This window comes from Spirosoma radiotolerans (genome assembly GCF_000974425.1).
In the GTDB taxonomy this organism is placed as follows: domain Bacteria; phylum Bacteroidota; class Bacteroidia; order Cytophagales; family Spirosomataceae; genus Spirosoma; species Spirosoma radiotolerans.
The window spans coordinates 24,759-38,221 of sequence record NZ_CP010429.1; the positions used below are offsets into that span (position 1 = coordinate 24,759).

The 13,463-nt window shown below is 50.0% G+C and carries 11 protein-coding genes; 7 read left to right on the forward strand and 4 right to left on the reverse strand.

All coding sequences use genetic code 11. The annotated features are described in order from the left end of the window. Positions 1 to 25: 25 nt before the first annotated feature. The 3 genes from SD10_RS00120 (at position 26) to SD10_RS00130 (ending at position 2,771) form a co-directional block, all read left to right on the forward strand. Positions 26 to 1,072 (forward strand): SDR family NAD(P)-dependent oxidoreductase, encoded by a 1,047-nt coding sequence (locus SD10_RS00120; RefSeq protein ID WP_046375129.1) that lies wholly within the window; start codon positions 26 to 28, stop codon positions 1,070 to 1,072. 88 nt (positions 1,073 to 1,160) lie between these two features. Further along, positions 1,161 to 2,249 (forward strand): NAD(P)-dependent alcohol dehydrogenase, encoded by a 1,089-nt coding sequence (locus SD10_RS00125; RefSeq protein WP_046375130.1) that lies wholly within the window; start codon positions 1,161 to 1,163, stop codon positions 2,247 to 2,249. A gap of 27 nt (positions 2,250 to 2,276) precedes the next feature. Then, complete coding sequence (locus SD10_RS00130; protein ID WP_046375131.1) at positions 2,277 to 2,771, forward strand: DUF4126 family protein; 495 nt, start codon at positions 2,277 to 2,279, stop codon at positions 2,769 to 2,771. 135 nt (positions 2,772 to 2,906) lie between these two features. Here SD10_RS00130 and recA read toward each other — a convergent pair whose 3' ends face one another. Further along, the gene (gene recA / locus SD10_RS00135; protein WP_046375132.1) at positions 2,907 to 4,001 is read right to left on the reverse strand and encodes a recombinase RecA; all 1,095 of its coding nucleotides are present in this window, start codon (positions 3,999 to 4,001) and stop codon (positions 2,907 to 2,909) included. A 176-nt stretch (positions 4,002 to 4,177) separates the two neighbouring features. Further along, positions 4,178 to 4,684, reverse strand: a complete 507-nt coding sequence (locus SD10_RS00140) for a hypothetical protein (RefSeq protein ID WP_046375133.1) — start codon at positions 4,682 to 4,684, stop codon at positions 4,178 to 4,180. A 260-nt stretch (positions 4,685 to 4,944) separates the two neighbouring features. Here SD10_RS00140 and eno point away from each other — a divergent pair, with 260 nt between their 5' ends. The 4 genes from eno to gpmI all read left to right on the forward strand — a co-directional run bounded on the left by eno (position 4,945) and on the right by gpmI (position 8,781). Then, on the forward strand, positions 4,945 to 6,225 hold the full coding sequence (eno, locus tag SD10_RS00145; protein WP_046375134.1) for a phosphopyruvate hydratase: 1,281 nt from the start codon (positions 4,945 to 4,947) through the stop codon (positions 6,223 to 6,225). Between the two features lie 89 nt (positions 6,226 to 6,314). Then, entirely contained in the window at positions 6,315 to 6,626 is a 312-nt protein-coding gene (locus SD10_RS00150) for an FtsB family cell division protein (RefSeq protein WP_046375135.1), read from the forward strand. Next, positions 6,626 to 7,144 carry a low molecular weight protein-tyrosine-phosphatase gene (locus SD10_RS00155; protein ID WP_046375136.1) on the forward strand — a complete coding sequence of 173 codons (519 nt, stop codon included), beginning with the start codon at positions 6,626 to 6,628 and terminating at the stop codon, positions 7,142 to 7,144. Before SD10_RS00150 ends, SD10_RS00155 begins: the two co-directional genes overlap by 1 nt. A gap of 59 nt (positions 7,145 to 7,203) precedes the next feature. Beyond that, positions 7,204 to 8,781: a 2,3-bisphosphoglycerate-independent phosphoglycerate mutase gene (gpmI, locus tag SD10_RS00160; RefSeq protein ID WP_046375137.1), complete on the forward strand. Its 1,578-nt coding sequence runs from the start codon at positions 7,204 to 7,206 to the stop codon at positions 8,779 to 8,781. Between the two features lie 85 nt (positions 8,782 to 8,866). On the opposite strand, the gene odhB is transcribed toward gpmI, so the two are convergent. Beyond that, a complete protein-coding gene (gene odhB, locus SD10_RS00165; protein ID WP_046375138.1) occupies positions 8,867 to 10,495 on the reverse strand; it encodes a 2-oxoglutarate dehydrogenase complex dihydrolipoyllysine-residue succinyltransferase in 1,629 nt (542 codons plus the stop codon). Between the two features lie 88 nt (positions 10,496 to 10,583). Next, the gene (locus tag SD10_RS00170; protein WP_046375139.1) at positions 10,584 to 13,379 is read right to left on the reverse strand and encodes a 2-oxoglutarate dehydrogenase E1 component; all 2,796 of its coding nucleotides are present in this window, start codon (positions 13,377 to 13,379) and stop codon (positions 10,584 to 10,586) included. Between the last annotated feature and the right edge of the window lie 84 nt (positions 13,380 to 13,463).

The window sequence follows — 13,463 nt, forward strand, 5'->3', positions numbered from 1 at the left end:
GCGTATTCGCTCCGCTTACTCAACTATGGAAACACAAAATAATGGTAAAACGGCCCTGATCACGGGCGCAGCCAGCGGGATTGGCCGCGAACTCACCCGATTATTTGCGAAAGACGGCTACAATCTGGTTCTGGTCGACATCAACCAGGAAGGCATAGAGCAATTGGCCAGCAATTTTTATAATCAGTATGGCACGCAAACGACCCTGATCACAAAAGATCTGGCAAGCCCTACTGCTCCCGACGAAATTTACGCTGAAACAAAGGATAAAGGATTTACCATTGATGTATTGGTAAACGATGCCGGTTTTGGTGAGTACGGTATGTTTGCTACAGAAACCGATCTGCAAAAGGAGTTATCCATCGTACAGGTCAATGCCGTAGCGCTCATGCACCTGACTAAGTTATATGTGAAGGACATGGTGAGCCGCAACGAAGGCAAGATTCTGATGCTGGGATCTGAAGTGTCCGTTGCCCCCAACCCGCTGATGGCCGTTTATGGAGCGACGAAGGCGTTTATCAAATCGTTTTCGGAAGCAATTCGTGATGAGTTAAAAGACACAAATATCACGGTGACGGTGTTGATGCCTGGTGCGACAAATACTAATTTCTTCAAAGTAGCCGGAGCTACGGAGGCAAAAGGAGCTGACCCGAACAAAACGGCTGACCCGGCTGCAGTAGCTAAAGAAGGCTATGAAGCCCTGATGAGTGGCAAAGACCACGTGGTTGCCGGTTGGATGAATAAAGCTCGGGTGGCTATGTCGCATATTCTGCCCGATCCACTGGTCGCGGCCAGCGTACGCAGCGATATGACACCGAAGGAGCAAGCCGAACAGGAACAGAAGAAAACAGTGCTGGCTCTGGCGGTCGGTGCAGTTGTGGTCGGTGCCATCTGGTTTCTGGCGCGTAACAACTCGTCGGTGGTACCGCTCAGCTCGTACGATAAAGTCAAGTATCGTTACAAAGCACGCAAAGCAGAACACAAAGCCAAAAATGCGTTGGCCTCTGTTAGTGATTCCATAAAAGGAGCCTATCACAACGCCAAAACAGCCGTAGAGGAAGTTGTGGCCTAGTTAATTTGTGGTCTGTCGTTTACAGATGCCTGATGGGCATTAAGGCGACGGACCACATACCACAAATTTGATACACGAACTCAATTTTATGGAATCAATAAAAACAAAAGCTTACGGGGCGAAGGCATCGCTCATTGATAGCCTAAGCACGTTGTCCCGCATGGACATTGAACGAAACGCGCCGGAATCGGACCAGGTGCTGATCGATGTGCTCTATTGTGGAGTTTGTCATTCCGATTTGCATCAGGTCAAAAATGACTGGGCCAATACCGTTTATCCCTGCATTCCTGGCCACGAGGTAGTTGGCCGCATCACTCAGATAGGTAGTGGTGTAACCAAATTTAACGTAGGTGATGTGGTAGGTGTCGGCTGTATGATCGACTCCTGTGGTCAGTGTCATTCCTGTACCGGGGGCGACGAGCAATACTGCGAAGGACCCGTTAGCTGGACCGCGACTTACAATGGCTATATGAAACCCGACGGGAGTGGGTTTAATACGTTCGGTGGTTATTCGACTTCCCTGGTGGTGAAGGAATCGTTCGTCTTGAAGATTCCGGATGCGCTCGACATCAAAGCCGCAGCCCCAATCCTCTGTGCGGGGGTAACCACCTATTCACCGCTTCGACACTGGAATGTTCAGGCTGGTAGCAAAGTAGGTATAGTTGGACTCGGCGGCCTAGGCCATATGGCTGTTCAACTGGCTAAAGCGATGGGTGCTGAGGTGGCAGTAATCACACATACGGAAGAAAAACGGGCTGCCGCTGAAGCACTCGGGGCCCATGAGGTTATCATCTCAACGGATAAGAAAACGATGATGGCTCATGAGTTGTCGTTTGATCTAGTGCTGATTACGATTCCCGATCCGTTTGATGTCAACGCCTACGTCAACGTAGTTAAACGCGACGGGGCACTCGTAACGGTTGGCTTGTTAGGGCCTTATAAAAGTCCGCTCAACAACATGGAAGTGGCTATGCATCGGCGCACCGTATCGGGGTCGCTGATTGGTAGTATCAAAGAAACACAGGATGTACTGGAGTTCTGTGCCGAACACTCGATTCTTCCCGAAGTAGAAATGATCGAGATAAAAGACATCAACAAAGCCTTTGACCGGATGCAGGATGAAGAGGTGCGTTTCCGGTTTGTGATCGATATGCAGTCACTGAAAAATGAAGATTAACAAACTACTCATTCCCTCAACGAACTCATGATTCAATCTTATTTGCGCGCCTTCCAGATTGGCGTCATCGCCGGAATGCGCGCTGCAGTCGCACCGGCCTTGCTTAGTCATAAGCTGGTCCGAACAATTCCGACCAAACAACCGCAGAAGCCAATTCATTATTTGGCGCAACCACCCGTATCGATTGGACTGAATGTACTCGCCGGTGCCGAGTTGATGGGGGATAAAGTGCCAAACGCGCCGGATCGTACCATTCCATTCCAGTTCATTTCGCGGATTGCTTCAGGCGCAACTTGCGGGGCCTTTCTAAGTGAAGCAGAAGGCAACCAGGCGCCCTATGGCGCTATCGCAGGTGGTTTGGGCGCCGTAGCAGGCACGTTGCTTTTCTTTAACCTGCGCCAATGGCTGAATCACGAGGTAGGCTTACCCGACACAGCCGTTGGGCTTGCCGAAGACGCGCTCGCTATCGGGCTGGGCTGGCAGGTTGTCAACAGCATTGAGCCAGGTATCAAGGCTGCTTAGGTAAAATAACGTGAATAACTAGTAATGCCGGGTATAATTAACTGATGGTGAAACAGGTAGCTTACAAAAAAGTGTCCCGGTCAAATATGAAATGGTTTCATATTTGACCGGGACACTTACTATCAGGCTAATTAATTAATCGTCAATTTCACCTTCATCGTCTTCTGCGGTAGCCGCCAGAACGGGATCAAGAAGAGCGTCTTCATCCGTTGCGATTTTCGCCCGGATTTTGCCTTCAATCTCACCCATCAATTCTGGGTTGTCCAGAAGCAGTTCCTTAACAGCGTCGCGGCCCTGAGCCAACCGGCTGGTACCATATGAGAACCAGGAACCTGATTTCTTAACGATTTCCATTTCAACTGCCAGATCCAAAATCTCACCAACTTTGGAGATACCCTGGCCGTACATGATATCAAACTCGACAACTTTAAATGGAGCGGCCAGTTTGTTCTTCACAACTTTCACTTTGGTACGGTTACCCACTACGTTATCAGCACCTTCTTTAATCTGACCAATACGGCGGATATCCAGGCGAACAGAAGCGTAGAATTTCAGGGCGTTACCACCAGTCGTTGTTTCGGGGTTACCGAACATCACACCGATTTTCTCCCGAAGCTGGTTGATGAAAATACAGCAGCAACCCGTTTTATTGATCGTACCCGTCAGTTTCCGCAGCGCCTGCGACATCAAACGAGCTTGTAAACCCATTTTGCTTTCGCCCATTTCGCCTTCAATCTCGGCTTTTGGCACAAGGGCCGCCACGGAGTCAATAACGATAATGTCAATAGCGCCGGAGCTGATAAGGTGCTCCGCAATTTCCAGTGCCTGTTCGCCATTATCAGGCTGTGAGATGAGCAGATTTTTTGTATCGATGCCCAGCTTTTCTGCGTAAACCCGGTCAAACGCGTGTTCAGCGTCGATAAAGGCGGCAAGGCCACCTGCTTTCTGGGCTTCGGCAATGCAGTGCATCGTCAGGGTGGTTTTACCCGATGATTCAGGACCGTAGATTTCGACAACACGGCCGCGCGGCATACCGCCGATACCCAGGGCCAGGTCTAACCCCAGCGAACCCGTTGAAATAACCGGAATGTCTACGACTTTGCTTTCGCTAAGGCGCATTACAGTGCCTTTACCGAAGGCTTTATCCAGCTTTTCAATGGTTGTTTGAAGGGCTTTTAATTTACTGTCATTAGCAGATGCTGTGGCTTGCGCCGTATCTGATTTTGCCATGTTAGGATGGTTGTTTAAACAGATAAAATTACCCAAAAATGGGCAGATTACCAAATGGATTTAGGAAATAGTTGAGGCCTTTTAGCTGCCGTTTGATGCGGGAATTGACTACACAAAAACGGTCCAACAACTATATTGAAAATCAAGTAGTTGCTGGACCGTTGATGAGAATTCAGTTACCGAGTTGTGTCGGCTGCAACCGGTTGCTGGGCCGGTGCTGGTTGCTGATTCTGGGGTTGTACCTGTTGTGGTTGAGCCTGTTGTGGCTGCCCCGGCTGATAGCCCGGATAAGCTGATCCATCGCCGTACGGACGAGCGGGCGGACCAACTACTTCAACCGATGTGATATAGTACTTCGTTTCGCCATTCCAGGGGAATTTCAGGATTTTTTCTTCATAGTGGAGCGTCACGCGCTGGCCTGTCTTAACGGCCTGAGTAACCTGCGCTGCTATGGCGTCATCTTTAACCGAAAAGTCAAAATACTGGGGTGTCAGCGATCCGGTTTCGCCCGAGAAGCCGCCTACATTCAACACACCTTCGTATGTTTTAAAGAGGAAACCCCGCCGACTGAACTTGGAAACGGTTCCGGCACGTTCGCCATCGCTGTAACTCCAGCCTGTGAGTGCATAGAGTACGCCGAAAACAACTAACAGGAATAATAAAAAATACAAAAGTCCTCGCATAGGTACAGATGGTTTAGTGGCTGTTCTTAAGCACACAAATAGACAACATTTTCTGGTAAATTCTGTTTGAAGACCCTATTGACCATGAATTATTCGTTAAGTCACGAACCAATCCCATTCCTTTTCTAAAGTTTTGCCCTGTATTTCGTTACTTTGCGGCTGGTTAGCTCATGAGCCTAACGGCTTGGTAGTCAAACCCGATAAACCGGTACGCCGGAACAATAGATTTTTTCGTTGTTAACCCTTCTTATTTTTTTGCAATGAGTACCATCCAAAGCATTCATGCCCGGCAGATTCTGGATTCACGCGGTAACCCAACGGTTGAAGTAGATGTCCGCACCGAAAATGGCTATCTGGGTCGGGCCGCTGTGCCATCGGGCGCATCAACCGGCACCCACGAAGCCGTCGAACTTCGGGACAATGACCCTAAGGTATATGTTGGTAAAGGCGTTCTGAAAGCAGTTTCGAACGTAAACGAGCTGATTTTTCCAGAACTGGTTGGCATTTCGGTCTTTGAGCAAAGCATGATCGATAAAATTATGCTCGAACTGGACGGTACGCCAAACAAAGGCCGTTTGGGCGCTAATGCCATTCTTGGCGTTTCGCTGGCAGCTGCTAAAGCAGCCGCTCAGGAAGCGGGTTTGCCGCTCTACCGCTACATTGGTGGCGTTAATGCCAACACGTTGCCGGTTCCGATGATGAATATCCTGAATGGTGGCTCGCATGCCGATAACTCCATCGATTTCCAGGAATTCATGGTAATGCCTGCCAACGCAGCGAGTTTCTCGGAAGCGCTGCGTATGGGTACCGAAATTTTCCATACGCTCAAAGGGGTATTGAAAAAGATGGGCCTGGCTACTAACGTAGGCGATGAAGGTGGGTTTGCTCCCAACATCAAATCGAACGAAGAAGCGATTCAAACCATCATTCAGGCTATCGAAAAAGCGGGCTACCGCCCAGGCGAAGATGTCTGGATTGCTATGGACGCGGCTACATCGGAATTCTACGATGCTGAAGCTGGTGTTTACCATTTCAAGAAATCGACCGGCGATAAGCTGACGTCTTCAGAAATGGCTGGGTTCTGGAAAGATTGGGCGAGCAAATACCCCATTCTGTCAATTGAAGATGGTATGGCCGAAGATGATTGGGCAGGCTGGAAAACTCATACCGACGAGCTGAAAGGTACGCCTGTACAATTGGTTGGCGATGATCTGTTCGTAACCAACGTAACGCGTCTTCAGGAAGGCATCGACAAAGGCATTGCCAATGCGATCCTAGTTAAAGTAAACCAGATTGGTTCGTTGACCGAAACGATTGATACCGTTAACCTGGCTAAACGCAACTCGTACAAGAACATCATGTCGCACCGTTCGGGCGAAACCGAAGATGCTACCATCGCTGATCTGGCCGTAGCGCTCAATACAGGCCAGATCAAAACGGGTTCGGCTTCACGTTCAGACCGGATGGCGAAATACAACCAACTGCTTCGTATTGAAGAGGAATTAGGCGAAACAGCGTATTTCCCAGGATTAAAGTTTTAATTGTTTGAGGTTTACGGTTTATGGTTGGCTGACGCAGGTAATACAGGCATCAGCCAACCGTAAACCTCAAACCGTATACCTACTTTCCTATGTTTAATCGTCTCCTCCGCTACGGCCGCAATTTCTACGTCGCCACCGGCTTAGTGCTGGTAGGATGGATGACGTTTTTTGACGCCAACGATCTGCCGACCCAGATTCGAAACTGGTGGGAACTGCGTCGTTTGGATGGGGAGGCTAAATTCTATCAGGCTAAAATCAAAGCAGTACAGACTGAGCGCCAGGAAGTACTTGGCAATGACCGCCTTCGGGAGAAATTTGCCCGCGAAAAGTATTTGATGAAAAAGCCCGGTGAAGATGTGTTTGTTATTGTCGACGAGCACAATGAACCGTTGGAAAAATAATGATAAACGTTCTCTTCGTTTGTTATGGCAACATTTGTCGGTCACCCGTTGCCGAAGGGGTGTTTCGAGTGCTGATTGACGAAGCCGGACTAAATGAGCAGATTCAGGCCGATTCGGCCGGAACGGCGTCTTTTCACATTGGCCAGCTACCTGATCGACGCACGCGCGAAAACGCACTCGAGCACGGCTTAACGCTGTCGCACCGGGCCCGTCGTTTGATTGGCGAAGACTTGGCTCAGTTCGATTATTTCGTGGCTATGGATGAAACCAATCTGGAAGCCATTGAAAAGCTGAACTACCGAAGTACGGGCCTTTATACAACTGATACGATCTTTCTCCTTCGCGAATTCGATCCCGACGTAAGTGACCAGCCCAACGTGCCGGACCCTTACTACGAAGGACCGGAAGTATTCGAAGAAGTTTACCAGATTTGCTTACGATGCTGTCGGCAGCTACTTACATATTTGGTTCAACAGCATAATCTTAACGAGCGAAAGAATGCAAGAGTAAACGAGTGATTTCCTTTAGGCAATCATTCCTTCACTCTTGCATTCTTTCGCTCTTTCGCTCTTTAACTATGGACAAAAAAGTCATTCTCATCATTCTCGATGGCTGGGGCATTCCGCTTAAGCCCGAAGTATCGGCTATTGAAGCGGCTCATACGCCGTTCATGAATTCGCTGTATGCCAAGTATTCAAACAGTAAGCTGGAAGCATCGGGATTAGCCGTTGGCCTGCCTGCGGGCCAGATGGGTAATTCTGAGGTAGGCCACATGAATCTGGGCGCTGGGCGGGTGGTTTATCAGGATCTGGTAAAAGTAAATAAAGCGGTTGAGGAACATACACTGGACAACGAGCCGGTTTTAGTCGATGCACTTACTTATGCCAAAACAAACGGCAAGAAGGTTCATTTCATTGGTCTGGTATCGGATGGTGGCGTTCACGCACACATCGATCATATTAAAGGCCTGTTATCCATTGCGCATGCTCACGAGCTGACCAATGTATTTGTGCATGCCTTTACGGATGGCCGGGATACGGACCCCAAAGGGGGCGTTGGCTATCTGACCGATCTACAGACGCACATGGCCGCTACAACTGGCCAGGTTGCGACCGTCATTGGGCGCTATTATGCCATGGATCGCGATAATCGTTGGGAACGGGTTAAAATAGCCTACGACGCGATGGTAAAAGGCGAAGGCGAAAAAATCACGGCTGCCGACGTGACAAGCGCTTTACAGGCATCGTATGAGGCTGGCGTTACGGATGAGTTTATCAAACCATTGATCGTTACGGACAATAGCGGCTCACCCGTGGCGGTTATTGAAGAGGGCGATGTAGTGCTGTGTTTCAATTTCCGTACGGATCGGGGACGTGAAATCACGCAGGCGCTGACACAGAAAGACTTCCCGGAACAGGGAATGAAGAAGCTGGCGCTGAATTACATTACCATGACCAATTATGACAGTGAGTTCATTGACGTAAAGGTCATTTTTGACAAAGACAACCTGCACAACACATTGGGAGAGGTCATTGCCGGAGCGGAGCGTAAGCAAATTCGAATTGCCGAAACGGAAAAGTACCCGCACGTTACCTTCTTCTTCTCTGGCGGCCGTGAAGAACCATTTGCGGGTGAAAAACGGCTGTTATGCCCGTCGCCAAAGGAAATGGTTGTTCGTGATGAGCAGGGCATTGAGACAACGATACCGGTGAAAACCTACGATCAAATTCCTGAAATGGCCGCCTACGCTATTCGTGATGCCATCATTCCTGAACTGGAGAAAGAGGAAGTAGACTTCATTTGCCTCAACTTTGCCAATACCGACATGGTAGGTCATACGGGTGTTTTTGAAGCTGTTGTCAAAGCGGCCGAAACGGCAGATGCCTGTGCAAAAGCGGTTACGGAAACAGCGTTGGCACATGGCTATACAACGATCATTATTGCGGATCACGGAAACGCCGAATTTATGACAAATGAGGATGGCTCACCGAACACGGCCCACACAACCAACCTGGTGCCCTGCATCCTGATTGATAAGGAGTACCATCCAGCTATGAAAGATGGTAAACTTGCCGATATTGCCCCAACGATTCTGCAACTGATGGGTATTCCGCAACCCGCCGAAATGGGGGGTGTGAGTCTGATTGTAGAGTAATAGTAGCGCGGATTTTCAGTTCGCGCTACAACAAAAAGGCCGCCCCGATATTCGGGGCGGCCTTTTTGTTGTAGCGCGAACTGAATTACATATCGAACAGGATCCGGGTGGGATCTTCCAGAATCTGTTTTACACGAACCAGGAAGCTAACCGATTCTTTGCCGTCGATGATGCGGTGGTCGTAAGACAGCGCCACATACATGATTGGCCGGATAACGATTTCGCCATTAACCACAACGGCACGCTCAACGATGTTGTGCATACCCAAAATAGCGGATTGGGGTGCGTTGATAATCGGGGTCGACAGCATTGATCCAAAAGTACCCCCGTTGGTGATGGTGAACGTACCGCCAGTCATTTGCTCAATCGTCAGTTTGTTTTCGCGGGCAAGGCCAGCTAAGCGAACGACTTCTTTCTCGATTTGCGCAAAGCTCAATTGTTCGGCGTTGCGAATAACGGGCACCACAAGACCCCGGTCCGACGAAACGGCAATTGAGATATCACAGAAATCATTGAAGACCATCTGGTCGCCATCAATCTGGGCATTTACGGCAGGGAAGTCTTTCAGCGCAATACAAACCGCCTTCGTGAAGAACGACATGAAGCCAAGCCCTACGCCATTCTTCTCTTTGAACTTATCCTTAAACTTGTTTCGTAAGTCCATGATTGGCTTCATGTCTACCTCATTGAAGGTAGTCAGCATCGCCGTTTCGTTTTTAACGGCTACCAGCCGGCGGGCAATTGTCCGGCGAAGAGACGTCATTTTCTCCCGACGCTGATTTCGGCTGCCCGGTACAGCAGGAGCCGCTGGTGCTGGAGCCGGTGCCGCCGGTTTGGCAGCAGCTTGCGGAGCTGCGGGAGCAGGTGCTGGCGCCGATGCAGGAGTTGCTTTTAAGGCATCTTCCTTCGTTAAGCGTCCGCCCACGCCCGTACCTTGAACCTGTTGCGCACTAATGCCTTTTTCGTCAAGAATTTTAGCGGCCGCCGGCGATGGATAATGCGCGGCATAGCCGTTTCCATTCTGGCCATTAGTCGAGACTTCGGGTGCTGGTGCACTCGTTGCTGGCTGAGGGGCGGGTGCCGGTGTATTGGCTGGTGCAGCGGTAGAAGCACCTACTTCAATTTTAGCAATCAAAGCACCGATTGGTAGTGTTGCACCCTCCTGAGCCACAATACGGAGCGTTCCTGCGGCTTCGGCAGGAAGCTCGAACGTAGCTTTGTCGGATTCAAGCTCGCACAAGACTTCGTCGAGGGCAACCTGATCACCGTCTTTCTTGCTCCACGAAGCAATGGTTACTTCAGTCACAGACTCGCCAACGGCGGGCACTTTCATTTCAATCACACTCGGTGCTGCCTGCGCTACAGGAGCCTGCACGGGTTCAGCAACCGCCTGAAGAGCGGGCGCTGGCTGTGGAGCCGGAGTTGCCGATGCTTCGGCTTTGGCAGGCTCGGCAACGGGGGCAGGACTTGGAGCGCTACCACCATCGTCAATTTTACAAATACTGGCTCCAATGGGTAGAACGTCACCTTCCTGAGCCAGAATGTGCAGAATACCATCGGCTTCGGCCGTTAATTCGAACGTAGCCTTATCGGAGTCGAGTCCGCAAAGTACATCGTCCATCTTTACGTGATCACCTTCTTTCTTGTACCAGGTGCCAACGGTTACTTCGGTAATGGATTCCCCCACAGGAGGGATTTTCATGTCAACGGCCATTTTTTTTGTAGTTTTCAGTTCACGGCTTACGGTATATGGTTAATTGCGGCATGCGCCGTGAACCATATACCGTAAGCCGTAATCCTTTTTATTCAAACGCTCTCCGAACGATATCGGCTTGTTCCTGAGTATGTATTTTTGGATAGCCCGTAGCTGGTGAAGCCGCAGCTTTCCGCGAAATAATGGGCAAAGTCAAACCAATGCGCAATAGGTAAGACCAATAGCCCATGTTTTCAGGTTCTTCCTGTACCCAGATCAACTCCGCTTTCTTGTACTGGTCCAGTACGGCATCTAACTGGTTTTTGGGCAGTGGAGCGAGCTGCTCCAGTCGTACAATAGCCACATCGTCACGCTGATCGGCCTGTTGTTTTTCGAGCAGATCATAATAGATCTTACCCGTACAGAGCAACACCCGTTTTACCTTTTTTGCTTGCGCATAGCTGTCGTCGATGATTTCCTGGAATGAACCCTTTGTGAGATCCTCCAGCGGAGAAATGCATTTCGGATGGCGCAACAACGACTTCGGCGACATAATGACCAGTGGCTTACGGAAGTTCCAGGCCAACTGACGACGCATAATGTGGAACAGGTTAGCGGGCGTAGTTACGTTGGCCACCACCATGTTATAGTCCGCGTATAACTGCAAATACCGTTCAGGGCGGGCGTTGGAGTGCTCTGGCCCCTGGCCTTCGTAGCCGTGGGGAAGAAGCATCGTTACACCGTTCTGGATGCCCCACTTCGACTCTCCAGCCGCAATAAACTGATCGATGATCAACTGAGCACCGTTGGAGAAGTCGCCAAACTGGGCTTCCCAGATAACCAGCGCTTGTGGATTAGCCATGGCATAGCCATATTCAAACCCTAACACACCGTATTCTGACAACAGGGAGTTATAAATCTGGAATTTCTGCTGGCCATCCTCAATAAAGTCGAGCGACGAATACGATAGGTTCGTTTCGGCATCGTGCAATACCGCATGGCGGTGCGAGAATGTACCCCGCTGAACATCCTGACCACTCAAACGAACAGGCTTACCGTCGAGCAGCAACGACCCGTAGGCCAGCAGTTCCGCCGTACCCCAGTTCACCAGTTTGGTGTCGGTGAGCATGGTCTGACGGTCTTTCAGCAGCTTGTCAATCTGTTTTAGCGGCTTGAAGCCTTCAGGCGTTTTGACAAGCGCTTTACCAATGGTTTGCAGGACTTCGGCAGGCACGCCCGTTTCGGGCGATTTTTCGAAATCCTTCGGCTCACTAAACCGAAGCTCGGCCCAGTCCCGGTCCAGCCGAAGCGGCTTGTACGGAATTTCCGCTTTTTGCTTAACGCGGTCGAGTCGATCCTGTAATTGCTTTTTGAATTCAGTATCCATGCGCGTGGCCAGTTCGGCATCTACGTCGCCCCGCTTGATGAGCAGTTCTTTGTAAATCTCGCGTGGATTCTGGTGCTTTTCGATGATGTTGTACATCGTTGGCTGCGTAAATTTCGGCTCATCGGCCTCGTTGTGGCCGTAGCGACGGTAGCAAACCATGTCGATAAACACATCCCGGTTGAATTTTTCACGGAACTCAACGGCTAGTTTCGCACAGAAAATAACGGCTTCCGGATCGTCGCCGTTTACGTGGAAAATAGGGGCGTCGATGATTTTCGCTACATCTGAACAATAAATAGACGAGCGGGCATCTTCAAAATCGGTTGTGAAACCGATCTGGTTATTAATGACAAAATGGACCGTACCACCGGTTGTATAACCAGCTAGTTTGGCCATTTGCGTTACTTCATACACAATACCCTGTCCGGCCACGGCGGCATCACCGTGAATCAGGATAGGCATTATTTTCGTGAAATCGCCTTTGTATTCTTCATCGGCCTGCGCCCGAACAAAGCCTTCCACAACGGGATTGACCGCTTCCAGGTGGGATGGGTTAGGAGCCAGTTTTACACTGATCTGCTTTCCGGATTTTGTCTCGGTCAAACTTGAATAACCGAGGTGATATTTCACGTCCCCATCGCCATGTACCTGTTCGGGCACATTCCCCTCGAAACCGTCGAAGATCGACTCGTAGGATTTGCCCAGAATGTTGGCCAGTACGTTAAGCCGCCCGCGGTGCGCCATCCCAATCATCACTTCTTCAACGCCCATATCGGCCGCCTGACTGATGATCGTATCCAGCGCGGGAATTGTCACTTCGCCACCTTCAAGCGAGAAACGTTTCTGGCCGAGGTATTTAGTCGCCAGGAAGTTTTCGAAGACGGTCGCTTCGTTGAGCTTTTCGAGAATACGCTTTTTCTCATCCGAGGTAGGCATGAAAACGAGCGCTTCCTTTTCGATCTTATTCCGGAGCCAGTTCTTCACATCCAGCTCACGGATGTACATGTACTCGAACCCGATATCGCCCGCGTAAATTTTACGCAGCGACTCCATGATGACACGGAGCGTGGCGGGGCCGATACCAAGCAGTTTGCCTGATTCGAAAACGGTATCCAGATCCGCTTCTGACAGCGCATAATCCGGCAAATCGACACGAGGTTGGCGATTTTTGCGCTCTTTGAGCGGATTGGTCTTCGCCAGTAAATGGCCGCGTGACCGGTATGCCTTGATTAAGCTGGCAACCGACACTTCTTTTTCAGCATGGCTGGCATCGACCGGTTTGGTTGCTGTCGTCTGGCCGTTTGCTGAACCATTCGATGAGACACCGTTCGACTTTGCTTCAGCCGATTCACCGTTGTGGGTTCCATTGGCTTTTTCGCCATAGGTGAGTGAAAACTCAAACCCTTTAAAAAATTGTTGCCAGCTTTCGTCAACTGTCTGTGGGTCTTGTTTGTAAGACTGATAAAGTTGATCTACGTAAGCCGCGTCGGAATTAGCGATATATGAGTACTGGTCCATGACGGGGGCGCGTCGTTGTTATGAGCCGCAAAGGTAACGTTTCGGCTAAACACTTGATCGCAAAAATTTTGTTTTTATTCTCCT

Bases quoted from the DNA above. Each gene is read 5' to 3' on its own strand.
- SD10_RS00120 (WP_046375129.1), top strand. From the start codon at position 26: ATGGAAACACAAAATAATGGTAAAACGGCCCTGATCACGGGCGCAGCC.
- SD10_RS00125 (WP_046375130.1), top strand. From the start codon at position 1,161: ATGGAATCAATAAAAACAAAAGCTTACGGGGCGAAGGCATCGCTCATT.
- SD10_RS00130 (WP_046375131.1), top strand. From the start codon at position 2,277: ATGATTCAATCTTATTTGCGCGCCTTCCAGATTGGCGTCATCGCCGGA.
- recA (WP_046375132.1), bottom strand. From the start codon at position 4,001: ATGGCAAAATCAGATACGGCGCAAGCCACAGCATCTGCTAATGACAGT.
- SD10_RS00140 (WP_046375133.1), bottom strand. From the start codon at position 4,684: ATGCGAGGACTTTTGTATTTTTTATTATTCCTGTTAGTTGTTTTCGGC.
- eno (WP_046375134.1), top strand. From the start codon at position 4,945: ATGAGTACCATCCAAAGCATTCATGCCCGGCAGATTCTGGATTCACGC.
- SD10_RS00150 (WP_046375135.1), top strand. From the start codon at position 6,315: ATGTTTAATCGTCTCCTCCGCTACGGCCGCAATTTCTACGTCGCCACC.
- SD10_RS00155 (WP_046375136.1), top strand. From the start codon at position 6,626: ATGATAAACGTTCTCTTCGTTTGTTATGGCAACATTTGTCGGTCACCC.
- gpmI (WP_046375137.1), top strand. From the start codon at position 7,204: ATGGACAAAAAAGTCATTCTCATCATTCTCGATGGCTGGGGCATTCCG.
- odhB (WP_046375138.1), bottom strand. From the start codon at position 10,495: ATGGCCGTTGACATGAAAATCCCTCCTGTGGGGGAATCCATTACCGAA.
- SD10_RS00170 (WP_046375139.1), bottom strand. From the start codon at position 13,379: ATGGACCAGTACTCATATATCGCTAATTCCGACGCGGCTTACGTAGAT.